The sequence below is a fragment of the Nonomuraea sp. SBT364 genome (assembly GCF_001083785.1).
Classification (GTDB): Bacteria; Actinomycetota; Actinomycetes; order Streptosporangiales; family Streptosporangiaceae; genus Nonomuraea.
On the sequence record NZ_LAVL01000056.1, the window covers coordinates 1 to 25,471 of the forward strand.

Annotated in this window: 19 protein-coding genes; 2 read left to right on the forward strand and 17 right to left on the reverse strand. The window is 72.4% G+C overall.

The window, feature by feature from the left end; genetic code table 11:
• From ADY59_RS24060 to ADY59_RS24080, 5 genes are all read right to left on the reverse strand, one after another.
• A partial coding sequence (locus ADY59_RS24060; protein WP_049565843.1) for a TIGR03084 family metal-binding protein occupies positions 1-796 on the reverse strand: 796 nt, incomplete at its 3' end.
• Positions 793-1,857 (reverse strand): carboxymuconolactone decarboxylase family protein, encoded by a 1,065-nt coding sequence (locus tag ADY59_RS24065; protein WP_049565844.1) that lies wholly within the window; start codon positions 1,855-1,857, stop codon positions 793-795. The genes ADY59_RS24065 and ADY59_RS24060, both read right to left, overlap by 4 nt.
• A 2-nt stretch (positions 1,858-1,859) precedes the next feature.
• Positions 1,860-3,506, reverse strand: coding sequence for a GMC family oxidoreductase N-terminal domain-containing protein (locus tag ADY59_RS24070; protein ID WP_049565846.1), 1,647 nt, complete (start codon positions 3,504-3,506; stop codon positions 1,860-1,862).
• A complete protein-coding gene (locus ADY59_RS24075) occupies positions 3,503-4,072 on the reverse strand; it encodes a DUF5987 family protein (RefSeq protein WP_049565847.1) in 570 nt (189 codons plus the stop codon). Before ADY59_RS24075 ends, ADY59_RS24070 begins: the two co-directional genes overlap by 4 nt.
• Positions 4,073-4,085: 13 nt before the next feature.
• Positions 4,086-4,607: a SigE family RNA polymerase sigma factor gene (locus ADY59_RS24080; RefSeq protein ID WP_049565849.1), complete on the reverse strand. Its 522-nt coding sequence runs from the start codon at positions 4,605-4,607 to the stop codon at positions 4,086-4,088.
• A 560-nt stretch (positions 4,608-5,167) separates the two neighbouring features.
• Between ADY59_RS24080 and ADY59_RS24085 the strand changes: the two genes are divergently transcribed.
• A complete protein-coding gene (locus ADY59_RS24085) occupies positions 5,168-5,956 on the forward strand; it encodes a helix-turn-helix domain-containing protein (RefSeq protein ID WP_049565851.1) in 789 nt (262 codons plus the stop codon).
• A 65-nt stretch (positions 5,957-6,021) separates the two neighbouring features.
• Here the strand turns inward: ADY59_RS24085 and ADY59_RS24090 are convergent, their stop codons facing one another.
• From ADY59_RS24090 to ADY59_RS24145, 12 genes are all read right to left on the reverse strand, one after another.
• Positions 6,022-7,395, reverse strand: coding sequence for a cytochrome P450 (locus tag ADY59_RS24090; protein ID WP_049565854.1), 1,374 nt, complete (start codon positions 7,393-7,395; stop codon positions 6,022-6,024).
• On the reverse strand, positions 7,392-7,925 hold the full coding sequence (locus tag ADY59_RS24095; protein WP_049565855.1) for a flavin reductase family protein: 534 nt from the start codon (positions 7,923-7,925) through the stop codon (positions 7,392-7,394). The genes ADY59_RS24090 and ADY59_RS24095 overlap by 4 nt, the downstream gene beginning before the upstream one ends.
• Positions 7,926-7,946: 21 nt before the next feature.
• A complete protein-coding gene (locus ADY59_RS24100) occupies positions 7,947-8,375 on the reverse strand; it encodes an acyl-CoA thioesterase (RefSeq protein ID WP_049565857.1) in 429 nt (142 codons plus the stop codon).
• Positions 8,372-14,095 carry a type I polyketide synthase gene (locus tag ADY59_RS24105; RefSeq protein WP_049565860.1) on the reverse strand — a complete coding sequence of 1,908 codons (5,724 nt, stop codon included), beginning with the start codon at positions 14,093-14,095 and terminating at the stop codon, positions 8,372-8,374. The genes ADY59_RS24100 and ADY59_RS24105 overlap by 4 nt, the downstream gene beginning before the upstream one ends.
• Positions 14,092-15,096 (reverse strand): hypothetical protein, encoded by a 1,005-nt coding sequence (locus ADY59_RS24110; RefSeq protein WP_049565863.1) that lies wholly within the window; start codon positions 15,094-15,096, stop codon positions 14,092-14,094. Before ADY59_RS24110 ends, ADY59_RS24105 begins: the two co-directional genes overlap by 4 nt.
• A gap of 4 nt (positions 15,097-15,100) precedes the next feature.
• On the reverse strand, positions 15,101-17,035 hold the full coding sequence (locus ADY59_RS24115; protein WP_197093818.1) for a CRTAC1 family protein: 1,935 nt from the start codon (positions 17,033-17,035) through the stop codon (positions 15,101-15,103).
• Positions 17,032-18,009: a DUF1702 family protein gene (locus ADY59_RS24120; RefSeq protein ID WP_082310358.1), complete on the reverse strand. Its 978-nt coding sequence runs from the start codon at positions 18,007-18,009 to the stop codon at positions 17,032-17,034. The genes ADY59_RS24115 and ADY59_RS24120 overlap by 4 nt, the downstream gene beginning before the upstream one ends.
• A gap of 113 nt (positions 18,010-18,122) precedes the next feature.
• Positions 18,123-19,112: a DUF1702 family protein gene (locus ADY59_RS24125; protein WP_049565865.1), complete on the reverse strand. Its 990-nt coding sequence runs from the start codon at positions 19,110-19,112 to the stop codon at positions 18,123-18,125.
• Positions 19,113-19,278: 166 nt separating this feature from the next.
• On the reverse strand, positions 19,279-19,464 hold the full coding sequence (locus ADY59_RS24130; protein WP_049565867.1) for an acyl-CoA carboxylase epsilon subunit: 186 nt from the start codon (positions 19,462-19,464) through the stop codon (positions 19,279-19,281).
• Positions 19,465-19,541: 77 nt separating this feature from the next.
• The gene (locus ADY59_RS24135; RefSeq protein WP_049565870.1) at positions 19,542-22,316 is read right to left on the reverse strand and encodes a helix-turn-helix transcriptional regulator; all 2,775 of its coding nucleotides are present in this window, start codon (positions 22,314-22,316) and stop codon (positions 19,542-19,544) included.
• Positions 22,317-22,507: 191 nt separating this feature from the next.
• On the reverse strand, positions 22,508-24,238 hold the full coding sequence (locus ADY59_RS24140; protein WP_063780759.1) for a 2-isopropylmalate synthase: 1,731 nt from the start codon (positions 24,236-24,238) through the stop codon (positions 22,508-22,510).
• A gap of 30 nt (positions 24,239-24,268) precedes the next feature.
• Positions 24,269-24,607, reverse strand: a complete 339-nt coding sequence (locus ADY59_RS24145; RefSeq protein WP_049565871.1) for a hydroxyisourate hydrolase — start codon at positions 24,605-24,607, stop codon at positions 24,269-24,271.
• Positions 24,608-24,965: 358 nt separating this feature from the next.
• Between ADY59_RS24145 and ADY59_RS24150 the strand changes: the two genes are divergently transcribed.
• On the forward strand, positions 24,966-25,274 hold the full coding sequence (locus tag ADY59_RS24150) for a hypothetical protein (RefSeq protein WP_156325693.1): 309 nt from the start codon (positions 24,966-24,968) through the stop codon (positions 25,272-25,274).
• Positions 25,275-25,471: the final 197 nt, after the last annotated feature.

Sequence of the window (25,471 nt, forward strand, 5' to 3'; positions counted from 1 at the left end):
GGACGGGGAGGAACTGGCCGGGGCGGCGGCCGACCCCGACGGGGCCGCGGTAGGCCTGGGCGATGTCGAGCCACCGGTCGGCCTCGGGCCCGACGGCGCTGACGGCGACGTCGTCGCGGTGCCGGCGCCGGGTGACGAGCAGGCAGAAGTCCGTCGCCGGACCGGCGATGCGGTTCTCGGCGTCCTCGGGCCCGTAGGCCCACACCTCGCCGGACGGGCCGGTGATCTCGAAGCGGAACTGGACGCCCGGCGGCGTCAGGCCGCGCGAGAGGTAGCCGAAGTCCTGGGTGAGGACGGCGAACACCACCAGGTGCCGGAGCCGGTCGGTCCGTTCGAGCTCGACGCCGAGGGCGTCGGCGATGTCCTGCCCGTGCGCGAACTGCTCCATGATGCCGGCGCAGGCCAGCACGATCGGCGGCAGCGGGTTGACCAGCCAGGGAACGGTGTTGCCGGGCGGGACGGCGGCCAGGCCCCGGACGACGGCGGCGCGCTCGGCCCGCCACCGGCCGAGGAGGGTGCCGGGGGTGTCGCCGTCGTAGTCCTTGAGTGCCGCGTTGACGGCGCCGTCGAAGTTCTTTTCCGCCCCGGCGGTCATGGCCTGGAACCGTTCGGCGTCGGTGGCGGCGGCGGTGGCCAGGCGGAAGATGAAGGTGAGGTGGGCGATCTGGTCGTGGATCGTCCAGCCGGGGGCGGGTGTGGGCAGGGTCCACTGGTCCGGGTCGAGGCCGGACACCAGGCGGTCGAGTTGTTCGCCGTCGGCGGTCAGGTCGTCGAGCACGACCTCGAGCTCGGTCATGGGACTGTCCTCTCGTTGGGAGCTGTGTTGATCGGGTCTCGTCGGAGGGGCTGCCAGGCGGCGACGCGGCGGGCGGCGGCCAGGGCGGCCCAGGCGGTCACCTCGATCAGCGCCTCCGGGTCGGGGTCGCCGCGCCGGAAGCCGGCGACCACGCCGGCGTCCACCTGGTAGGAGGCCAGCGCGGTGAGCAGGGCCAGGCGGGCGGCGGGCCGCTGCGCCTCCGGCAGGCCGGTGACCGCCTCGTCGGCCCAGCCCCGGCCGAGGCCGGGCGGGTGGCCTTCCCAGGCGGCGACGCGGGTGGTGATCAGGTCGCGGACGGGTTCGGGGAGCCGGCGCGCGCCGCCGGCCTCGACGGCGGCGACGGCTCTGGCGAAGGCCCCTTCGACGTGCCGGGCGCCCCGGGTCCAGGCCAGGTCGGCGGGCACCGGCGCGGCGGGCAGCAGGGTGAGCGAGTCCCCCTTGCGGCGGGAGCGCCGCGCGGCGGGCCGCATGACGAGCCCGAACAGGCGAAGCGCCGCCCCTCGCGCGCCGCGGGGCAGTTCGGGCGGCAGCGGCGAGTCGCCGAGGAACACGTTGACCATGCGGTTGAGGTAGTGGAACGTCACCGCGACGGCGAGGAGCTCCTGGCTGTGGCCGACGAGCAGCGGCGGTTCGTGCCGTTCGGCCGTCTGCCTGAGCGCGCTGGCACGCGCCCAGGAGGCCACCCGCCGGATGCCGGGGTCCTCGCGCCGGGAGATGCCGCGCAGCGTCGCCCGGTGCACGTCCACGCAGTACGGGCAGGTGTTGGCCGCCGACACCTCGGTGGCCACCACCTCTTTGAGCACCCGGCTGACCGTGCCGGAGGCGAGCAGCGACTCCCGCAGGAGCAGCCAGCAGGCCGCCATCGTCTCCGGCGCGGGCGAATGCATGATCACGGGCGGGGCGAGCATGCCGAAGTCCCGCTCCACCTGGGCGTAGACGCCGGCGACCAGTCCGCGTGCCGCGCCGGGCCGTACCGGGGTGACGTGGCGGACCTGGGCCAGGGTGCCGGGTGCGGTGACCCTGCTGAGGAGGGCGCCCATCGCTATTTCCGCATCAGGGCCGGCACCAGGTGCGCGGCGCCGCGCCGCCCGCTGGTGGAGCCGTCGGGGGCGGGAGCCCCGTACGTGACCTCGACGCCGCGCTCGCGGGCGGCGGCGACGATGCCGGGGATGGCCCGCTCGGCCAGCGCGGAGATGGTCATGGCGGGGTTGACGGTGAGCGCGCCGGGCACGGCGGAGCCGTCGGTGACGAAGATGCCCGGGTGGCCGCGTACCTCGTGGCGGTCGTCGAGGGCGGAGGTGTGCGGGTCGTCGCCGATGCGGCAGGAGGCCAGCGGGTGCACGGTGTAGGCGCCGACCAGGTCGTTGGTCCACGGCGTCACGGTGGCCAGGCCGTCGCGTTCGAGGATGTCCTTGCACTCGGCGTCGGCCATCGCCCAGGCGCCCAGCGTGTTGGCGGTCGGCTTGTAGGTGAGGCGGCCGACGCCGAGCATCTGCTGGGAGAGCCGGTCGGCGTTGCCGCGCGCGGGCGGCGGCCCGAAGACGCCCTCGTTGTCGTCCTCGATCATCTGGAAGATGATCAGCCAGGACTGCCAGCGTTCGAGCATCTCCTTCTTGCGCGGGCCGAACCAGGAGCCGTCCTCGGCCAGCGCCAGGATGGTGCCGAGGCCGGGCGGGAAGTAGAGCTGCTCCAGCGAGTAGCGGCTGTATTCGGGCAGCGACCCGTCGAGCCGGTCCCAGTTGGCGACCGTGGGTCCCTTGCCGATCTGGTTGGCGGCGTAGCCGAGGCCGTCGCCGCGGTCCAGGCCGAGCACCTCGCGCACCCGGTCCTCGTTGAGCACGGCGGTGTTCAGCCGCTCGCCGTTGCCGGAGAAGTAGCGGCCGACGCCGTGCGGCATCGGGCCGAGCGCGGGCTCGCTGCGCTGCAGGATGACGGGCGTGGCGGCGGCCCCGGCGGCGAGCACGATCACCTTGGCGTCGATCGTGCCGGTGCCCTCGGTCTGCCGGTAGTCCTCGTCGTGGACACGCGTGTAGTGGACGCGGTAGTCGCCGTCGGCGTTCCTGGAGATGCTCTGCACCTCGTGCAGCGGCCGGATCTCGGCGCCGTGCGCGAGCGCGGCGGGCAGGTAGTTGAGCAGGAGCGACTGCTTGGCGTCGAAGCGGCAGCCGGCCATCATCCAGTTGCAGTTGACGCAGGTGGAGGTGTCGACGGCGGCGGGGACCGGGTTGGCGGTGCGGCCGGCGTGGCGGCAGGCGGCGGCCCACAGGCCGCCCGCGTACGAGACGTCGTCCCAGCCCTGCTTGGTGATCGGGATGGACTCCTCGACCCGGTCGTACCAGGGTTCGAGCGTGTCGCGGTCGATGGCGGCCGGCCACATGCGCCGGTGGATGCTGCCGCGGCGTTCGAAGACGAAGCGGGGCGCGCGGGGCATCGCGGCGAAGTAGACGACGCTGCCGCCGCCCACGCAGTTGCCGCCGAGCACGCTCATCCCGTCGCCGACGACGAAGTCGAAGATCCGGGTGTAGGACGAGCCGAGCTTGTAGTCGTGCTCGAACTCGCCGCTGGACAGCCACGGGCCGCGTTCGAGCATGACGACCTTCGCGCCGCCCGCCGCGAGGTGGTAGGCGGCGATCGCGCCGCCGAACCCGGTTCCGACCACGAGCACATCAGTACGTTCGACGCTGTTCATGCGGGACTCCCCGATTCCGTGGTGGCGGGGTGGACGTCGGCCAGCGGCCTGCCGTAGGACCAGGCCCTGAACCTCCACAGGCCGTCGGCGTCCGGCGGCGCGATGCCCATGGAGGTGAGCCCGGGATGACCGGCCGCGAGTGCGTCCACCGTGCTCATGTGCGCGGCCGAGTCGTAGGCCATGTTGCAGAAGAGGGCGAGGCTGACCCACAGCGCCTTCTCCGGGTGGCCGGGCGCGGTCAGCCAGCGGACCATGGCGGCGCGGTCCTCGTACGGGAGTGACACGAACGGCGGCACGCCGTCGCCGGTGGGGATGCCGTGCTCGGCGGCGTAGGCGGCGGCGTGGCGGTTGAGCGCGGCCGCGAAGTCGTCGAGCCCGCCGGTGATGCCGGTGGCGTCCCATTCCAGCAGTTCGATGGCGCCGGCCTGGACGGCGCCGCCTCCCCGGCTGACGCCCGCGACGGCCCGGTCCCCGGCGGACCGCTTCTCCCCGGGAATGATCGTGTCGGCGAACGCCTCCAGCGTCGTGGTCCTGTGCTCGTGGTCGTCCGGTGTCTGTGGGGCCATGGGCGTTCCCTGTCTAGAGGCGGTTCGGGTCTTGATCAGAGGTGCCGTCGAGCGCCACTCGCAGGGCGTTCAGCGCGCGGGTGGTCTGGCTGCGCACGGTGGATGACTCGTTGCCCAGGACGCGGGCGGTGTCCTCGACGCTGCGGTCCTCCCAGAAGCGCAGCAGGAGGGTGGCCCGCTGGCGCGGGCCGAGCCCGGCGAGCGCGTCCATCAGCGCCAGGCGCTCGCTCACCAGGAAGTACGGGTCGGACATGGCGGGGGTGTCGGGCACCGCCCCGATGAGGACCTCGCGCGTCCAGCGCATGCTCCTGCGGTCGCTGATGAACAGCCGCCGCATGATCCGCCGCGCGTAGGCGCCGATCCTGTCGTGCCCGTCGAGCGTGTCCCAGTGCTTGTGCAGCGCGATCAAGGTGCGCTGGACCAGGTCGTCGGCCTCGTACCAGTCCTTGGACAGCTGGTAGGCGGTGCGCCGGAGAGCCGGTCGGCTCCGCCGGACGAAACGCGCGAAATCCCCGTCCTCTCGCGCTGCGGCCATTGTTCACACTCATCCCACATCGGCGTTGTCGCATTCGAACTCTTTGCCCCGAATTTGGCCCGCCCATAGGCACGTCACAACCCCTACCGGCCGCCGCCGTGCCCTTATCCGCCGCCCATCCCTATTTGCCGCACGACAACCCCTCATTTAGATTTGACGCACGCCGGCGATCACATAAAGGCGGCAATTAAGCGGAGGTACCCCTATTCGCGGCGGCGGTACCCCTATTTCCCCTGCGCACGACCCGTACAGCGGCCGGCCCGAACGTATGCTCGCGCAATGAGCAGACCGCTGACCACCGCCCCGTCGCCCTCGCCACCCAGCGCGACCACCCGGTCACCCAAAATTTCTTTCGAATGAATCGCCGTCCGATGCAGCTTTCCCAGCGCGTCGCCGCGTGTAGCAGTAGGCAGCCGAAATCCATTCGGAATCTAATGCCGAGAATGCGCACCGACCAGGGTGATCGAGGAATCGCCGCAATCCGGGAGAAGAATTCGGCCGCCATTCGGGGGCGATTTCATCCGGGATTGCCCGACCCCCTCCTCAACCCGGGAGGACAAATGGACGACGTGATCGAGCGAGCGGTCATGCGGGTGATCGAGAGCATGCAGGAGAACCTCGGGGAGCAGCTCACGATCGACGACATGGCACGCACGGCGATGTTCAGCAAGTTCCACTTCTCCCGCGTCTTCCAGCGGGTCACGGGGCTCTCGCCCGGCAGGTTCCTGTCGGCGGTGCGGTTACGCGAGGCCAAACGGCTCCTCGCCACGACCTCGCTGAGCATCACCAACATCAGCCACCAGGTGGGCTATTCGAGCGTGGGCACGTTCAGCTCGCGCTTCACGCACAGCGTGGGCCTGCCGCCCAGCAAGTACCGCCAGCACATGGGCATCTCCGCGCAGACGCTGGTGGCCGGGCGCGATGCCCCGCCGGCCGGCGCGACGACGACCGTGAGCGGCACCGTCACCTCACCCCTGGCCGAGCAGCCGGTCTTCACCGGTCTGTTCCCCGACCAGATCCTCGAAGGCCGGCCGGCCAGCTTCACCGTGATCGACCGCCCCGGCCCCTACGTGCTGGAGAACGTGCCCGAGGGCCGCTGGCACCTGATCGCCCAGTCCGTGGCCGCGGGCCGCGACGACGCCATCCACCTGCCGCCCGCCGGGGACGACACGCTGTGCATCGCGCGGTCCGGGCCGATCATGGTCGCCGCCGGCGGCGGGCCCAGGCGCGCCGACGTCCGGCTCCAGCCGATGAGCTCCCTCGACCCGCCGGTCCTGCTCGCCCTGCGCGACCTGCTGGCCTCGGCCACCGGCACCCCCAACGGCACCCCCAACGGGTCGGCGAGCTGACCCCGTACACAACGACGATCCGCGAGCGGTGAGGAGTTCACCGGCCCGCGGATCGTTCTCGTCGTTCAGGCGAGGCTCACCGTCATCGGCAGCCCGCCGCGCACCCGCAGCGACAGCATCGCCTCCGGCACCGCGCGGAACCCCGGCACCCCGGTCAGCCTGAGCTCGCGGGCCACCATGGCCAGCACGAACGTGGCCTCCATCATGCCCAGATGATTGCCGACGCAGAACCTCGGCCCCGCGCCGAACGGGATGTAGGCATACCTGGGCCGCGTGGACGGCAGCGCCGGATCGAACCGTTCGGGCGAGAACCGGCCGGGCTCGTCCCAGTAGGCCGGATGCCGGTGCAGCGTGTACGGGCTGATCAGCACGTCGGCCCCGGCGGGCACCCGGTAGCCGCCCACCTCGTCGTCCTGCTGCGCGACCCGGGTCAGCGCCCACACCGGCGGGTACAGGCGCATGACCTCCTCCAGGACCATCGCGGTGTAGCGGAGCCGGTGCAGGTCCTCGTACGCGGGAGGCCGGTCGCCGAGCACGGAGACCGCCTCCTCGTGCAGCCGCTCGCGCACGTCGGGGTGCCGGTCCATCAGGTGGAAGGCCCACGACAGCGTGCTCGCGGTGGTCTCGTGCCCGGCGAGCAGCACGGTGACGATCTCCTCGCGCAGCCGCCGGCGGGCGGCGCGCGGATCGGCCTCCTCCCGGGCGCCCGCGATCAGCCGGGACAGCAGGTCGTCGCCGTCGGTCGGGCGGTTGATCCGCTCGGCCACCAGCAGGTCGACCGCCCGGTAGAGGTCGCGGCGGGACCGCCGGAAGCGCAGGTGCAGCGGCAGCGGCAGCCACAGCGGCACCATCGACAGCGTCACCATCTCGAACATGGCCTGATCCTGCACGCCCTCGAAGGAGTGCCCGATCGAGGCGTGCGCGCCGAGGTCGGCGTCGAGCAGGGTTCGGCCGAGTACGCCGAGCGCGAGCCCGGTCATCTCCCTGGCCACGTCGACCGGCCCGGCGCCCACCCGCGACCGCAGCCGCTCGACCAGCCGCCCGGCCTCCTCACCGATGACCGTGTCCTGCTGGGCGATGCGCTTGTTCTGGAACATCGGCTGGATGGCGCGGCGCTGCCGCTTCCACCGCTCGCCCTCGCCGGTCAGCAGCCCGTCGCCGATGACGCGGCGGGCCTCCGACAGGCCGATGCCCTTGTGGTAGTTGCCGCTGTTGTCCGCCAGCACGTGCTTGGCGTGGTCGGGGTGGTTGAACAGGTAGATGGACTTGGGCCCGATGGTCATCCGGACGGCGTCGCCGTACCGGCCGGCGGCCGTGGACAGCAGCCCGAGCCGGTCGGTGACCAACTGCTTGAACAGCGAGGGCGCGGCCAGCCGGGACGGCCCCGGCGGCACCGCCGGGGCCGTCCGCGCGGCGGCGCGGGTGCGTACCGCGGTCACGCCGTCACCTCGCGCAGCTCCGAGGTGATCTCCCTGAACTGGCCTCGGTAGACCAGCAGGCCCTCGCTGTCGGCGTCCTGGCACAGGGCCAGGACCTTGCCGATGAAGATGGTGTGGTCGCCGGCGTCGTGACGGCTCCAGAGCTCGCACTCGAAGCGGGCGATGGCGCCCTCGACGAGCGGCACCCCGGTGAACATGCCCTGGACGACCTCGACCTCCTCGAACTGGGCGGCGCCGAGCGAGCGGTAGCGGTTGGAGAAGTGCCGTGCCGCGTCCTCCTGGTGCGCGGCCAGCACCGACACGCCGAACGTCCCGGTCATGGTGAGGCACTGGTGCATCACCGCGCCCTTGTCGATGCAGACCAGGACGAGCGGCGGATCGAGCGAAACCGAGGTGAAGGAGTTGGCCGTCATGGCGTGCGGCACGTCTCCCCCGGTCGTCACCACGGTGACGCCTGTGGCGAAGGTGCCGAACGCGCGTCGCAGCGCCTTGGTGTCCGTCAGCGGTGTGGTTGATGGGTGGAGTTGCACGCCAGACCTCCTGGATCCGTCCTAGGACGCGTACGGTTCGAGCGCCCTGACCAGTGCCTCGGGGACCCTGGCGGGTGCCGTCCTGGTGTTGGGCCCGCGCATGCAGGCCACCCGCTGCCTGCCGCGGGCGATGAGCGTCTCGCTCCCGTCCTGGTTGAGCCGCATGTAGTCGAAGCCGAACTCGACCTGTGTCTGGGTGAGCTCGGTGAGCCGCATGCGGATGGACAGCTCGTCGAAGGCGGTGATCTCCGCGAAGAACTCGCAGTCGACCTTGAGCGTGAAGAGCTTGAGATCGTCCTGCAGGTCGGCGAGCACGTCGGGCGCCCGCTCCTTCAGGAACATCTCCCTGCACCGGCCCTGCCAGCGCAGATAGTTGACGTAGTAGACGTTGCCCACGAGGTTGGTCTCTTCGAAGCCGACCGTGTGGACGTACTCGAAGTACTTGCTCATGGCTGGATCCGCCCTTCGGTGAGTACCGCGACGACGACGGGGTCCGGCAGGTCCCGCACGGCCGTCACGAGGGTGGCGACGCGCAGGTCCGCCGAGGCGAAGACCACCCAGGCGTCGCGTTCCGCCGGGGTGACGGTGAGCTCGGCGTCGCCGAGCCCGGCGGCGCGCAGGCAGCGTTCGGCGGCCGCGACCCGGGCCGCCGCCGTGTCCGGCCGCTCCCCGGTCTCCGCCGCCACCCGCTCGGCCAGCGCCGCCCGTCCGGCCTGCTCGCCCTGCCGTACGGGCGCGATCGCGCAGGCGACGGCGCCGGGACCCGCCACGGCCAGCGTCAGGCCGTCCATGTGGGCCGCGACTGTTCCGCCGTTCCCGCCGTTCCCGCCGTCACCGCCGGCGCGGGCGGCGATGCGCGCGGCGGCCAGCGCCCCGCGCTCCTCCGCGTCCCGCTCGCCGGGTTCGACGCAGGCCGCGATCCGGAGGCCGGTCAGGTCCTCCAGGGTCCGCTCCAGGTAGGGCCCGAGCAGCGGCGCGACCCACGGGCCCCGGCCGTCCTTCTTGCGCACGGCCTGCAGCCGCAGGCCCTCCCACCGCTCCACGACCTGGCCGTCCGGCGTGCGTACGGCGATGTCGTAGACGTAGGCGTCGCCGTCCCTGCCGCGCTCGGTCGCGCAGTAGCGCAGCCGCTCGTGCGCGGCTAGCGCCGGGCCGCCCGGGTGGATCCGGTCCACGCCCGTCGGCAGCAGGGTGGCGTCGGGGACGCAGACCTGGTTGCCGTGCATCAGGGCGTCGCGCATGCCGGGGTCGCCCAGCAGCAGCTCGCCCGGCAGGTACGCGGCGAACCAGTCGCCGGTGTCGAGCACCGCCACGTCCGCCTCGACGTCACGCGCCTCGGCCCGGTGGTAGCGGGCCAGCCGCTGGAAGCGCTTGCCCTGGAACAGCACGTCGCCGTACATCTCCGAGGCGGGGTCGAGCGCGACCGGCACGAGGTCGCCGCCCGCCTGCTCGGGCGGCCCGGCGGGAGCCCCGTCGCCGGTCAGGGTGAGCACCGCCCTGAAGTGGTCGACCTCGTAGCCGGTGTCGCCGCTGCGGATGCTCACCGCCAGCGTGTCGTCGTCGCCGGTGACGGCGGCGGCGACGCGCAGCGTGGTGCTGCCGCCGGGCGGCACCACGATCGGGCGCAGGAACTCCGCCCGCTCGATGATCGGCGTGACCTCCCGCCCGGTGGTGGCCAGCGCGGCCTGGGCCATGGCCTCCATCCCGAACACGGCGGGGAACAGCAGGTTGCCGTCCAGGTGGTGGTCGGCCAGGTAGAGGTCGGTGCCGTCGGTGAGGTCGAGCTCCGTGACGAGCTCCACGCCGTGGTAGCGGATCAGCGGCTTGCCGACGAACCGGAGCAGGGGCAGCTCGGGCCGGTCGTAGCGGACGGTGTGGATGCCCTCGGTGCGCCCGCTGACGACCACGACGCCGGGGGCGTCCGGATCGGCGACGAGCCGCCGCATGATCTCCACGCCGTCGCCGGCCGGGATGGGGGTGACGCCCTGCCGGGTCAGCCTGTCGACGACGGACAGCCGCTCGCCCATGCCGACCTCGGACCAGACCGACCACTCCATGCAGATGGTCCGGCAGCCCGGGTGCCGCTCGGCGACCTCGCGGGTCAGGTCGGCCAGCCACTCGTTGGCCGTCGCGTAGTGGGCCTCGCCCGGCAGGCCCGCCCGGCCGATGATGCTGCCGAAGGCGACCAGCAGGCGCAGCCGGTCGCCGTCCACCGCGTCGAGGACGTGGCGCAGGCCGTCGACCTTCGGGGCGAAGGTGCGGCGGACGGCGTCCATGCCGAGGGTGGCCAGCGATTCCGGCTCGTTGCGGCCGGCGCCGTGCAGCACCGCCGTGACGGGGCCGAGCGCCTGCTCGGCCTCGGCGACCGCGCGCCGCACCTGGCCGGCGTCGGTGACGTCGGCCCTGGCGTAGTGCACGTTCAGTCCCGCGTCGGCCATCCGCCGCAGGTTGGCGGCCAGTTCCTCGTCGTCCGCCGGGTCGGAGCGGCCCAGCACGGCCAGCGCGGCCCCGGCGTCTCCTGCCACCGCCAGGGCGCACTCCGCCGTGATGCCCTTGCCGCCGCCGGTGACCAGCAGGACGTCGGAGGCGTCCAGCGGGTGCTCGGTGCGGGCGGGGCGTACGGGCAGCGCGCGCATGGTCGGCACCCGGCGGGCGCCGAGTTCGTCGTAGTACGCCTCGGCGTAGACGTCGGTGGCCGCCACCTCGGCGGCTACCCAGCCTGCCGCTTCGGGGATCGCCGGTACGTGCACGATGGTGGTGCGGAGCCCGGTGGCCTCCAGGTGGAGCGTCTTGGCCAGGCCCGCCGCGCCCCGCCCGTGCTGGACCAGCACGAACCTGGTGCCCGGCCCGCCGGCGAGGGCGGCCTGCGCGCCGAGCAACGCCTGCTCGACGTCGTCGGGCGAGCATTGCGGAGGTAGGCACACCAGTACACCGGATCCGACCTTCCCGCGTTCGAGTGCCTCGCGCAGCGGCTGCGCGACGGGCGAGCCGGACGCGCCGGCGGCCCCGTACACCTGCCAGGAGCCGCTCTCCTCGGCGGCGGCCCTGGCGGGCAGCGGCAGCTCGTCGAGGTCGACGGCGAACGGCCGGACCCACGGGGCGGAACCGGTCACCCCGGTCACCGCCCGCCTGCCCGGTACGGCCGCCAGCTTGTCCAGTTCCTCGCCCAGCTCGCGCAGGCTGGCCGTGGCGAGGTTGGCCGGCGTCTGCCCTGCGGGCAGGCCGAGCTGCTGGGTGGCCTGGTCGATGATGTGCATGACGGTGACGGAGCTGAGGTGCAGCTCGTCGAGCGGTTTGCTGTCCTCGGTGACCATCTCCAGGGGCAGCTCCGCGCGGGCGGCGGCCAGGCGGCGCAGCAGGTCCGTGGTGGACTCGCCGGGCTCCCCCTGGGCGGCGGGCGCGGCGGCCTGTGCGGCGGCGGGCTCCTCCGCCGGCCCGCTCACCTGCGCGACGGTGATCCGCGGCGCCTGCTCGGTCGGGCTCATGAGGAACGACAGCTCGGCGCCGACCTCCATCGGCCGGGTGAGCCGCCCGTGGAACAGCTCCTCGTGCGCGACGGGCACACCCGTCACGTACGCGGCGCCGACCACCCGCAGCAGGCCGGTCAGCGACTCGTCGTCGGTGTCCAGCGCGATCGCCGGCACGTCGGTGACCCCGGCGGCCAGGCCGCTGAGCACCCGGCCGGGGCCGACCTCGATCAGCAGGTCCAGGCCGTCGGCCGCCTGCTGGAGCGCCTGGGTGAAGCGCACCGGGGCGGTGATCTGCTCCCGCAGGAGCCCGGCGATGTCGCCGTCGGGGGCGAGCGCGGCCCCGGTGACGGTGGAGACGACCCGGCGGCCGATCCTGCCGAACCGCTCCCGCTCCAGGTACGGGGACAGGGCGTCGGCCGCGGGCGCGACCAGCGGCGAGTGGAAGGCGTGTGAGACGTTCAGCTTGGTCCAGCTCACCCCGGCGGTCACGGCCGCCCGGCCGACCTCCTCGATCGCCTCGACGGGGCCCGCGACGACGGTCTGGTTCGGGCCGTTGTAGCCCGCGATGACCACCGGCAGGTCGCCGATCAGGGCGGTCACGGCGCCGGGGTCGGCGCGCAGGCCGGCCATGGTGCCCGACTCGCTGTTCTCGGTCATGGCCCGGCCCCGGCCGGTGGCCAGCCGCAGCAGCGCGTCCTCGGCCATCGCGCCGGCCCAGTGCAGGGCCGACAGCTCGCCGAGGCTGTGGCCGACCGCGACCTCCGCCTCGACGCCGAGCAGGGACAGCGCCCGCAGCCCGGCCATCGAGCCGGTCACGATGCGCGGCTGGGCCACGGCAGTGGCCACCACGTCGCCGCCCGTGGGCAGCCCGGCCTCGGCGTACAGGTCGTCCACGTCGGCGAAGCGCCTGCGCAGCGCCCCGCCGCCGGTGCCGCGCCCCGACCCCTGGCCGGGGAAGAGGTAGCCGAGCCTGGCGGTGCCGGCGGCGTGGCCGTAGAAGGCCTTGCCGTCGGGCGTGAGCAGCCTGCTCCCGCCCGAGTCGATCGCCTCCAGCACCCGCGCGAGCTGCCGTTCGGCCTCGTCGGGGGTGGCGGCGACGACCGCGGCCCGGTAGGGCAGGCCGCGCAACTCGCCTTCGAGCGTGGCGGCCAGGTCGGCGAGCTCGGCGTAGGACACGGCGGGCACGTAGTCGTGCATCCGCGCCACCCGCTCGCGCAGCTGCTCGGGCGTGCCGCCGTCGAACAGGAGCAGCTCGGCGTCCTGCAGCGAGGAGGCCAGCAGCTTGGCACGGCGGCCCAGGCGCCGCTTGGGCGCCGAGCTCTCGATCACCACGTGCGAGTTGATGCCGCCGAAGCCCATGGCGCTGACTCCGGCCCGCAGCGGCGCGTCGCCCGGCCACGGCTCGGCCACGCGCAGCGCGCGCAGCTTCGCCGACTCGCCGGTCAGCACCTCGTGCGGGTCGACGCAGCCGAGGGTGGGCGGCAGCACCTGCTCGTGCACCGCCATCACGGCCTTGATCAGCCCGGCCACCCCGGCGGCCGCCTTGGCGTGCCCGATCATGCCCTTGATCGAGCCGACGGCGGCGGGCGCGCCGCTCGCGCCGGCCTCCGCCCTGGCCTGCGACAGCGCGGTCAGCTCCGTCGCGTCGCCGACCGCCGTGCCGGTCCCATGGCCCTCGAACAGCGCCACGGTGTCGATGCCGAACCCGGCCTTCTCGTACGCGCGCCGCAGCGCCAGCTGGTAGCCGCTGACCTCGGGCCGGGTCATGCTGCCCTTGCCGTCGGAGGAGATGCCCCAGCCGGCGATCGTGGCGTACACGCGGTGCCCGGCGGCCACGGCGTCCTCCTCGCGCATGAGCACGACGATGCCGCAGCCCTCGCCCGGCCAGAAGCCGTTGGAGTGCCGGTCGTACAGCCGGAAGTCGCTCTTGGCCAGCGCCCCGGTCTTGGCGAAGCCGATCACCTCGAACGGGTCGATGGACAGGTCCACGCCGCCGGCGATGGCGACGTCGAGGTCGCGGTCGGCCAGCGCCTTGCTCGCCGTCACCACCGACAGCAGCGACGACGAGCACGCCCCGTCGACGATGTAGCCGCCGCCGTTGAGGTCGAAGTGGTTGCAGATCCGCCCGGCGATCGTGTTGGCCAGGGCGCCCGCGAGCGTGTCCTCGTCCACGGGCGGGAACGGGCTCTTGAAGGCCGCCTCGTAGGCACCGAGGAAGCCGGCCAGCTTGTCGTCGTCCCAGCCCTGCTCGCGCAGCGCGGCGGCGAGCGTGCGCCGCACGTACGGCCAGCGCAGCCGCAGCGCGTTGGCCCGGCTGAACTCGCCGGTGAGCGTGTTGCCCACGACGACGCCGGTGCGCTCCTTCGGCAGGCCCTCGGCGCCGGGGAACCCGGCGTCGGCCAGGGCCCGGCCCGCCATGTCGAGGGCGAGCCAGTGGGTGAGGTCGGCCGAGCGGTAGGTGCTGCCGGCGATCCGGTGGGCGACCCGGTCGAAGGCGTAGCCCTCGATGACGGCGGCGGTCTTGGCGTAGAAGCGGTCGGGCGTGGCGGGATCGGGATCCCAGTAGTCGTCGTGCCGCATGCGCACGTCAGGCAGCCGCCTGAAGGCCCTGCGGCCGGCGATGGCGTTCTCCCACAGGGCGCGGGGGGAGTCCGCGTCGGGGTATCGGCAGGCGAGACCGACGATCGCGATCCTGCTCATGCCCGCGCGACCTCTTTCCCGGCGGAGGCGAGGGCCGCCTCGGCGGCGGCGGTGACCCGGGCCGCGTCCCGCTCACGGGCCAGCTCGACCGCGCGCAGCGACCACAGGAAGCCGCCTCGGACGACGCAGACGACGGCGGTGGCGAAGAAGATCCCGTACGGGATGTTCATGCCGGTCAGCAGGCCGTAGGTGAGGGCCACGCCACCGCCGAAGGCGACCTGGGAGAGCGGTTTCGACGGGCTCGTCCCGGGGTCGGTGATCATGTAGTTGGTGAACAGCACGAACGCGACGCCGGTCATCATCGACAGCCCGCCGAGTATCGAGACGTCGTCGACGATGAGGCCGCGCACGACCGCCTGGAGGGCGAACACGCTCACCCAGGCGCCGATCAGCCACATGCGGTTGGTGAGCTTGGCGTTGAGCATCGTGCCCGCGGCGATGATGACCAGCGGGATCAGCCAGTCGATCGGGTTGGTCACGTGCTCGGTGAAGTGGTACGGCGGCGCGATGCTGGCCCACGGCAGGAGCACCAGGATGACGGCGATGCCGAAGTTCGACGGGTTCATGAAGTGGCGCAGGCGGCCACGCACCGGCGCCCTGAGCACCCACTTGGCCCCGACGGCGACCGTGATGCCGAACATCATGACCAGGACCTGGTCGTTGACGTAGATCAGCATGTTGAGCGCGATGCTGGTGATGTGGGCCGGGTAGAGGAACTCCACCAGGCCGCGGAAGCCGTTGCCGAGGAAGCGGGCCGGGCGGCCCTCGGCGCGGGCGCCGATCCACTCCAGGACGATCTCCGCGGTGTAGCCGGTCGCCATGGCGATCAGCGGCCACGTCCACGGCTGCTCGAAGCCCAGGACGGTGTAGCCGAGAATGTTGAAGATCGTGATCGAGAGGGCGAACCTGCGCAGCGCGGTGATGACCTTCGGGTCGTGGCGCGGCGGGCCGCCGGCCTTCTTCTCGGGCTGCGCCGCCGGCGCGGTCTTGTCAGCGGCCATGACGTCACTTCTCCTTCGCTTGCGAGCCGAGCTGGATGGCGTGCCTGCCCGGGGTGAGCTGAAGAGCCTGCTCGCGCACCTGGCCCGTGCGGTCGCGCCAGCACAGGCGGACCTCCACCGGGCCGGTCACGTGCTGGCCGAGCCCCAGGTGCACCTCGTGGCTGCGCCGGCCGGAGTGGCCGCTGCCGCCGTCGACCCGCCCGAGCACGGTGCGGCCGCCGATGGTGACCGTGGCCTCCGCGCCGACTGCCGGGGAGCCCTGCTCGCCGGTGGCGGTCTCGTGGGTGAGCTGGAGCGTGATGGCCGAGCCGGCCGGGGCGCTCTGGTTGTGGTAGAAGATCGGCGCGTCCCACTGGCGGGCGACCGCCAGGTCGAGCAGCCCGTCACCGTCGGCGTCGCCGGTCGCGATGCCACGGGTCGGCACCGGCACCGCCAGGCCGAGCTGGCGGGAGATGTCGGCGTAGGTGCCGTCCTCGTTCTTGACGAAGAAGGCGAGCGTCTGGCTGCCGGCGATGTCGGCGCCCTCCCTGACCACGGGCCACGAGTGCGGGTTGCGCACCACGACGTCGTTGGCGGTGGCCAGTTCCTGCAACTGCGCCCACCGGTTCACCCAGCCCTTGACGAACCCGGTCGCCTGGACGATGGCGGGCGCGCCGCCGTTGTTGAAGTCGTCGATCTTGACGTCCCAGCCCCAGCCGGTCCACGCGGTGCGGTCCTGGGCGCTGCGGTCCTCGAAGGGCGCCACGCCGTCGGCGAGCTGGGCGCGCACGTCGGCCCGGTCCTTCGCGGTGTTGTAGAAGGCGAAGTTGCTCTCCTGGATGCCGAACGAGGTGGTGATGTTGCTGACGAAGGTGTCGTAGAGGCCGTCGCCGTCCAGGTCGCCGAAGTCGGAGCCCATGCCCTTGAAGGAGTCGTGCCCGAGCGACTTGGACTTGGGCACCCACGGCGAGCGGGCGCCCTCGGCCAGCGAGAACGCGATCTTGCCGGGCGTGGACCGGTTGTACAGCAGCCGGTCGGGGCCGAAGTCGTTGTTGAGGAACAGCTCGGGAAGCTGGTCGCCGTCCAGGTCGGCGGTGCTGGCGCCGAGCTCCCAGCCCTTGGAGACCTCCTTGGCCAGCACGGTGTCGAGCTTGTCGAAGGACGGGGTGCCCGCGGTGACGCCGGTCCAGCGGAAGAAGTAGTTCTCGCCGCCGTTGACCGCGCCGGACATCGAGTCGTTCATCTCGACGCCGCCGTTGACCTGGTCGTCGAGCACGGGGCCGTGCGGGAAGTAGTTGCCGATGAAGATGTCGAGGTGGCCGTCGCCGTCGAAGTCCGCGGTGGTGGCGGTGTTGCTGTTCCACTGCGGCCCGGTGTAGGTCGCGCCACCGGCGCCCGGCACCAGCTCGGTGGGCGTGAACGCGCCGGCGGACAGCGTCGTGGCCCCGGCCTGGGCCAGGTGCACGATCGGGGTCCGGCCCCAGTAGTAGACGAGCACGTCGGTGCGGCCGTCCTCGTTGAAGTCACCGGCGAGGCAGCCCATCGGGGCGATGGCGTCGTTCATCGGCAGCGTGCCGGGGGTCAGCGCGAACGGCTTGTACCGGTCCGAGCGCGCGCCCGGCGTGGGAGTCACCACGACCTGGTCGATGCGGGGGTCGGTGACGCACAGGTCGTTCGGCAGGCCGTCCATGTCGAGGTCGTTCATCGCGATGCCGGCCCCGACGGAGGAGATCCAGGCGTCGATGTGCGTGTAGCGCTGGTTGACCTCGCGGATGGTCTGCTGCGGCTGGTCCGACGGCAGGGCGATGCTCAGCGGCTTGAACGAGTACGCGCCGGCCAGCTCCGCCTTCTCCGCGTCGGAGGCGAAGGACGGGCTGCCGATGACGAACAGGGCGGCCATCACCACGAGGGCGACGACGCCGGCCTGTTGCCTGCGCAGCCAGGTGGCTACCGTGGTCACGGGGTGACACCTCCAAGGGAGACGAATTCGCCGGCTATGCGCTGCCGCCAGATCTCGAAGGCGGGCAGTTCCCCCGGCAGGGACGGGTCGGGGCTGGTCTGGTTGCAGATCTCGGCCGCCTGCTCGGCCGTGGTGCCGCAGAGGATCGCGGTGGCCTGGCGGGTGTGCGGGACGAGGAGCCCGGCGCGGATCCTGGCCTCGGCGGCGAACGCGCTGCCCTGGGCGAGCTGGCCCCGGTGCTCACCGGCCCGGTCACGCAGCTCCCACAGCTCGTCGCCGGTGGCGCCGCCCGCGTAGGTGGCGGCCAGGCCGGTGCCCGCGTACAGGTCGCCGCGGCGCTCCTCGGGGAAGCTCTCGACCAGCGACACCACCTGCTGGACGTCGGTCCCGCCGATGAACCACAGGGCGCGGCCGATGCCCTGGTCGATGGCGCGGGCCGCGTACGCCTCGTGCCCGGCGGGCCAGGAGAAGCCGGTCTCGCGCACCTGCTTGCGCACGTACCGGTCGGTGTGGAAGTAGGCCTGGTGGAAGCCGTAGCCGTCGTGCACGAGCCACAGCAGCAGCGGGTCGAGCTGGGCGGGGTCCGGCCACAGGAACCGGGGCAGCCTGGCCATGGCCCAGCCGATCCCGACGTAGATCATGTAGTTGTGGCGCTCGCCACGGCCGGCGAGCGTGCCCTTGACCCGGCGCAGGTTGCCGATCCCGGCGCAGTCCAGGACGGCGAGCCCCATCCCCGCGCCCTCGTAGGCGAACCCGCGGAAGCGGTCCGGGATGTGCTCGAGCCGTTCCTCCGCCTCGGCGGGAGTGCGCGACTCGGCGGCGTACGCGAAACCGGTGAGGAATGTCTCGCCAATTTTCTCCAATAACTCGCGGGCCGCCTCGTCTTTTACGTGAAACCCGCGGACGGCGAGCTTAGTTTCTCTGACATTCGGGGTAAGAATTCGCTTTCGCAGCGATCGCAGCAGGCCGGCCATAACAACCCTTCACCGCTCAACCAGCAGGTACTGTCTTCTCATTGACACATGACGCCGAATCTCCGGGCAACTCCGGTCGTGCTTACCGCACTAAATGCGAGCCGTTCCGCCGATCATCGGGGCGCGTTTTCCACGGCGAAATGCGCGCGCACCCGGCGGCGCCACAGCTCGTAATCGGGCACGCCGTCGGGCATGCCGGGCTCGACCGCGGTGTCGTCGGCGAGCGCTACCGCGGCCTCGACGGACAGGCCGGTGAGCACGCTCCCGGCGGCCTCGCTGTGCGCGGGCACGTGGCCGGAGTAGTGGCGCGCCTTGAGGGCGAACACCGAGCCCTGCGCGAGTTCGTCCCGGTGCTCGCCGGCCTCCTCGCGCAGCGCGGCCAGCGCGTCGGGCGCGCAGCCGCCCGCGAACGTGGCGGCCAGGCCGACGCCGCTCCACAGGTCGGCCCGGCGCCCGGCGGCGAAGCGCCGCACGGCGGCGGCGACGTCCGGGCCGCGTCCGCCGTGGATGAACCACAGCGCGCGGCCGACGCCCTGGTCCACGGCCCGGGGGAAGTAGCCGGCGGCGCCCCGCCACGGGTACGGCGCGGGCACCCGCTGCTCGTCGACGTACCGCCGGGTGTGGAAGTAGGCCAGGTCGAAGCCGTACCCGTCGACCGCGAGCCAGCTCATCACCGGGTGGTACGGCGAGCCGCTCAGGTCCGGCAGCACCTTCTTCCACAGCGGCCTGGGCAGCCGGGCCATGGCGAAGCCGATGCCGATGTAGGCGAGGAAGATGTGCGGCTGCCCCGGGCCGAGCAGCAGGTCGCGGGTGCGCTGCCGGCGGCCGCCGCCCATGGCGTCGAGCACGGTGAAGGCCATGGTCGCGCCCTCGTAGGCGAAGCCGCGCTGGTCGGCGCCGACCAGGTCGAGCCTGCGCCGCACCTCCCACTGGTCGCGCGCGTCGATGCCCCATTCGAAGCCGCAGACGACGGCCTGCGGGATCGCCTCCAGCCGCTCGGTCTCGGCGGTCGGGGGGCCGGGGAAGCCGCGTCCCTCGAAGGTCACCTCGGCCAGGGAAGGGGCGAGCACGAGCCTGCGGAGCGAACCGAAAAGTGTCGACATCGTGGGACCTCTCCTCACCAACCGACTCGACCGGCCGATGAGGCCGGGCACCTCAACAGGATGCGTTCGGCGGCGGGAGCGGGCTTTTCGCAGATTGCGCTGGTGGGCTAAATCGCCACGAATAGCACGAATGCGGATGAGTCCGAGCGGGGCTCATCCGGAGGGCTCAGCCGGCCCAGCCGCTGAGCCGCCACCCTCCGGTGAGCGGCCGGCGGACCAGCGCGGCCGGGTCCGACCAGGACGACTGCTCCTCGTCCCGGGCCCTGGCCCGCGCCATCAGCCGGGTGAGGGCTCGTTCGACGGCCTCCAGCTCCTCCGGGGTCGCGTTGCCCCGGACCGCGGTCAGTTCCATGGCGCACCTCCCGCTTCGACCGTGGACGCGGCCGGCGGGCGGGCGCAACTTCGTCAGTGCTCCCCTTAGTGCTCCCCTCAGTGCTCCACCTGGTTGTCGAACTCCACGACCAGGGGCAGGTCCACCCTCCTCCTGATGTTCAGCTTGCGGTAGGTGCGGGTGAGGTGCTGCTCGACCGTGCTGAGCGTGATGTAGAGACGCGCCGCGATCTCCCGGTTGGCGTACCCGGCGGCCGCCAGCGCGGCCACCCGCCGCTCGGCGTCGCTCAGCACGCCGATCAGCTCGCTCGGCAGCGGGGCCGGCACGACGCTCGGGTCGTCGGCCCGGCTGAGCGCGTCGATCATCGGCTCCGCCCGGCACTCGCGCGCCGCCGCCTGGGCGCGGCCCGCGATCGTCCTGGCCCGGCGGTACTCGCCGAGCGCGTCGTAGGCCTCCACCAGGTCGTACAGCGCCCTGGTCAGCTCGTACCGGTCGCCGGCCATCTGCAGGTACTCCGTCGCCTGCCGCAGCAGGGCCGGGCGGCGGGCGGGCTCGGAGACGGCGGCCTGGAGCCGCAGCGCGATGCCCTTGCCCCGGCGCGACTCGCCGCCGCACCTGCCGAGCTGGGTCTCGATGAGCTCCCTGGCCTCCTCCACGTGCCCCATGCGCAGGCACGCCTCGCCCGCGTCGGCGCGCCACGGGATCAGGCCCGGCGTGTCGAGGTTCCAGGTGACCATCAGCTCGCCGCAGCGCTGGAAGTCGCGCAGCGCCAGCGCGAAGTACTCGTTGGCCAGGCTGTAGCGCCCGCGCGCGTACAGGTAGTGCAGGCCGTACCGGGTCTGGAACATCGTCTCGGGCACCGGCCGGTCGAGGTACTCCCGGACCGCGTCGTACTTGCCCATCGCCGTCAGCGCGATGATGAGGCTGCTCAGCGGCCCGCCGATGGCGACGCCCCAGCTGCTCATCGGGATGGTGTCGAGCGCGATGCGGGCGTGGTGCGCGGCGGCGGGCATGTCGCCCTGCCGGATCGCGATCTCGGCGCGGATCGCCGCGAGCCTGGCCTGGCGGCTGGGGGCCTGCCGGGACATCGCCTCGGCGCTGAACCTCTCGCACCACGGGACCGCCCGGTCGCAGCGGCCCGCGTAGGTGAGGGCGAGCAGCGCGTTCTCCACGGTGTCCATGGACATCTCGTCGAGGTGGGAGTCCTCCAGGATGCGCTCCACCGCGTTCATGCTGTCCTCGCGCGGGCCCCTCGTGAGCACCTCGGCGAGCGCGAGCGTGGCCTCCACCCGCCGGTTGACGGCCACCGACACCAGCCCGGCCAGCGCGCGCCGGCCCGCCGGGCGCGGCAGGCCGGCCAGCAGCGGCGGGTGGGTGACCCGCAGCCAGAGCTGGGCGACGACCATCTCGGCCATCGTCTCGTGGTCGGCCGCCTCGCCCTCCTCGCCGAGCTGCTCCAGCACGTCGCGGGCGTCGTCGAAGCGCCCGTGCCACAGCAGCGCGCGGGCCAGGACGACGACGTCGCCGCCGCGCAGGCTGCCCCGGTTCACCGCCTCGGCGAGCTCGGCCAGGTGCCCGGCGGGCGCGGCGGGGTTGATCCGCCACTCGGCCCGGACCAGCATCGTCATGATCTTCAACCGGCGGGGCTCGTCGGTGCACTCGCGCCAGGCCAGCCGCAGGTAGGCGACGGCGGACTCGACCTGGCCGGCGCGCAGCGCATTCCTGGCCGCCTCCTCCAGCGTGGGCAGCACCCAGGGTGCGTCCAGCTTGGCGGCCTGCAGCAGGTGGTCGGCGACCACGCAGGGCGTCATGCCCGCGTCGTGGGCCACCTCGGCCGCCCGGCGGTGCAGGTCCATCCGCTCCTGCTGGTCGGTGCCCGCCAGGACGGCGCGGCCGACCGACTGGTGGCGGAAGTCACGGCCGGCGACCAGCCCGGCCGCGCCGAGCGAGAGCAGTTCCCTGCTGATGTCGATCGGCGGGATGCCGAGCAGCCGGTCGAGCCCGTCGGTCTCGCCGAGCACGGCCAGCCCGCGCGCCACCCGCATCGTCTGCGGATGGCCGCGCTGCAGGCACGACAGCACCGCCTGGCCGAACTGGTCGCCGACGACCGGCTCCGGAGGCGGCTCGCCCGCCGAGCGCAGGTACTCCCGGTAGTCCTCGGCCAGGGCGCCGGCCAGCAGCGGGTTGCCGCCGCTGAGCGTGTACCACTCCTTGGCGAAGCGCCCGGTCGCCTCCGTGCCGAGCTCCCCGGCCATCAGCTCCTCGACGCCCTCGCGCGACAGCGGGGACAGCTGCAGCCTGCGGCAGTGCGGCTGGCGCAGCAGGTCGGTCTCGAAGTACGCGTCGGCGCAGCGCATCCGGTCCGAGTGCGCGAACACGGCCACGATCCTGGCGCTCCTGGCACGCCGGGCCAGGTAGGCCAGGCAGAGCAGCGAGGTGCGATCGGCGTGATGCACGTCGTCGACGGCGATGACCAGCGGGCACCGCTCGGACAGGTCCAGCAGGACCGTGCACAGCGCGTGCACGACCTGGGCGTCGATGAGCTGGTCGGCGTCGGGGCCGGCCATGGTCGCCGCCCGGGTGCCCTCCTCGATGAGCGCCATCGCCCGGTCGCGGTCGGCCTCCACCAGGGGCGCGTCCTGGATGAGCTGGCGCAGCACGCCCAGCGGCAGGTCCCGCTCCATGAGCGAGCCCGTCGCCGAGACGGCCAGCGCGCCCAGCTCGATGGCCTGCTCGGCCAGGGAGCGCAGCAGCGTGCTCTTGCCCGTCGCGACCGGCCCGCTGACCAGGGCGATCCGGCCCCGGCTCAGCACCGCGTTGGCGAGGAGCGACTCCAGAGCAGTCAGCTCCTCCTGTCGTTCGATCAGTCCCATGGCCGTCTCCCCTCGGAACGCCGCGCTCAGATCGGCAGGACCCGTCCTGACGGTGTCCGCATGTCGAGCCAGTACCGGAAGCCGCCGTCGCGGGTGCGCGGCCTGCGCTTCCTCACCTGGGTTCGCCTCATGATCCTCACCTCGGAGTTCGCTGTGTGCTCCGAACGCTATTCCGGGAGACCATCGCCGCCTTATCGTCCGGCTATCAGGCTCCGCGCCCGGCCGGGAACCTGCCGCTGACGCCGGCATTCGGGGTCGGCGGGCGGGCGGACGGGGCCGGGCGGGAACGCCGGCCACGCCCTGGCCACGGCCGACCCGACGGCCGCCAGCACGGCGGCCTCGACGTCGATCCGGATCCCGGCGCCCCACACCGTCCGGTCCCCGTCGCCGCACCGCGCGTAGACGGCCACCTCCTCGCGCTCCACCGCGGGCCCGCCCATGTGGTGGACGGCGCGCACGTCGAAGCCCTTGGCCGCCAGGGCCGCGCGCAGCGTTCTCAGCGTGTCCGCCCACCGCGTCCCGGCGCCGTACCCGGGGCCGTCGATGTAGAGGTCGACGGTGGCGCTCTCCACCGCCGGAGGCGCCTGCGCGACGGCGTACGTGGCCTCGAAGACCTCCCTGACCCGCTCCGGCGGGATCTCACCGCCCTCGGCCTCCGCCAGCGCCTGCACGACCTGCGCGAAGTCGATCTGCAGCGGCCGGGGCAGCGTGAGCCCGTGCCTGGCGGTCATCACGTAGGCCAGCCCGCCCTTGCCCGACTGGCTGGTGATGCGGACGACCGCCTCGTACGTCCGTCCCACGTCCCTGGGGTCGACCGGCAGGTACGGCATGCTCCACGGGAGCTCCGACGGCGCCAGCCCGGTCCGCTCGGCCTCCCGCTCCAGCGCGTCGAACCCCTTCTTGATCGCGTCCTGGTGCGCGCCGGAGAACGCCGTGTGCACCAGGTCCCCGCCGTACGGGTGCCGCGGCGGCACCGGGAGGCCGGTGCAGCTCTCCACGACCCGGCGGACCCGGTCCAGGTCGGAGAAGTCGACGCCGGGGTCGATGCCCTGCGTGTAGAGGTTCATCCCGAGCGTGACCAGGCATACGTTGCCGGCGCGCTCGCCGTTGCCGAACAGGCAGCCCTCGATCCGCTCGGCCCCGGCCATCAGGGCCAGCTCGGCCGCCGCCACGCCGGTGCCGCGGTCGTTGTGGGTGTGCACCGACAGGCAGACGTGCTCGCGCCTGGACAGGTTGCGATGCATCCACTCGATCTGGTCGGCGAAGACGTTCGGCGTCGAGCGCTCGACCGTCGTGGGGAAGTTGAGGATGATCGGCCGGCCGGGTCCGGGCTCCCACACGTCCATGACCGCCTCGCAGACCTCCAGGGAGAAGTCCAGCTCGGTGTCGTTGAAGTGCTCGGGCGAATACTGGAAGGCCAGGTCGCAGCCGGGGATGAGCTTGTCGGCGTAGGCCATGACCGTACGGGTGCCGTGCACGGCCAGATCCCGGCACTGCTCGCGGTCCATCCCGAACACCAGCCGCCGGATCGCCGGCGAGGTGGCGTTGTAGAGGTGCAGCGTCGCCCGGTCGGCCCCGCGCAGACTCTCCAGCGTCCGCTCGACGAGATCCTCGCGCGCCGGCATGAACGCCGTGATGCGCACGTCGTCGGGGATGCGGTCCTCCTCGATGAGGAGGCGGACGAAGTCGTGGTCGTCCTGGCTGGCCGAGGGGAAGCCGATCTCGATCTCCCGGTAGCCCATGCTCACCAGGAGCTCGAACATGGCCAGCTTGCGCTCCGGGCCCATCGGCCTGGCCAGCGCCTGGTTGCCGTCGCGCAGGTCTGTCGACAGCCAGCGCGGCGCGGCGGTGATCGCGGCCGTGGGCCACCTTCGGTCGTCGAGCGAGATCAGCGGAAATGCGTCATAGCGATTGATCTTCATCCCGGATCCCTCACTGCTCGAGTGACTTACTCAGTTGAACGAGCCGAAATAGGCGGAATAAGAGTGCGGCGAAAGCAGGACGTTGATTTGGTAAGTACACGCCTCGTCCGTCATGCGGAAGACGACGACGATCTCCGGGTAGGCGGCGGTGAGGCCCAGACTGACGAAGTAACGGTCACTTCCGAACACGATTCGGTAGAGGCCGCGGTCGAGTTTGTGCTCTCTCCACTCCTTGACGCGCCCCTCGTGGTCAGTCACGGATTGGGCGTCTATCACCCAATGGCCGTTGTCCGCGCGGTCCAGACGCACGTCCACGCTGGCGGCCGGCCGGCCGTAGACGCTATCCAACGCCTGCACGTCAATGCCCATCTAACGCCACCTGTCCAGAAGTTCCGTTTCACCGTTTCCGGGGGTTGCTTCGGCGGTGGTCTGGCCACCCGAGTGACCCGCCGCTCGGTCGTGCCACCCGGGCTCGCGACCAGGCTGCCGCCCTCCGCTATCCCCGCGCCTTCGGCACGCTATCGCCCGGCCATCGCGGCACGACGTGATCCTTGACAAGATTTATTGGAGATTGCCGGATTTGCTGTTAAAGATCACGATTCTTGGCCGTTGAACTGCGGCAATGGCGTGCCAGAAGCGCGCCGATATAGGGGCGATGGCGGCCGGTGTGAGCGTTTGGGCCGAGCGGCAGGGAGAGCGCCGCGACTCTCAGACGGAGGTACGCACCATGGGCCAGACCATCGCCACGAGCGCCGCCAGGATCCGCATGTCGATCATCGTGCTGGCGGCCGCCACAGCAGCCTTCCTGGCGCTGGGTGCGAGCCCTCCGGCGGCGTACGCGGCCTCCGCCACCACCACCGAGCAGGGCTCCGGCGACCCCTGGGACAGCCCGCCCGCCAACGACGGCGACCCTTGGGACACTCCGCCCGCCGACGGCGACCCCTGGGACACTCCGCCCGCGGACGACGGCGACCCCTGGGACAGCGCGCCCGCCGACCCCGGCTCCGTCCAGGGATATGGCGACCCGTGGGACTAGCACCAGATGAAGCGGCCGGCGACCACAGGCGCCGGCCGCTTCGCGGCATTACTGGCAATACCCTGTGGCCACAAGTGGCCCAGCACTGTAGTGTAACGCACAAATCGGCCGAACTTCACACACGCGACCATCGCGATAAAGCGCGCCGATCTTGTAATATAGATAGCATCCCACCAGGCAACTTTAGGGGCCGTAAT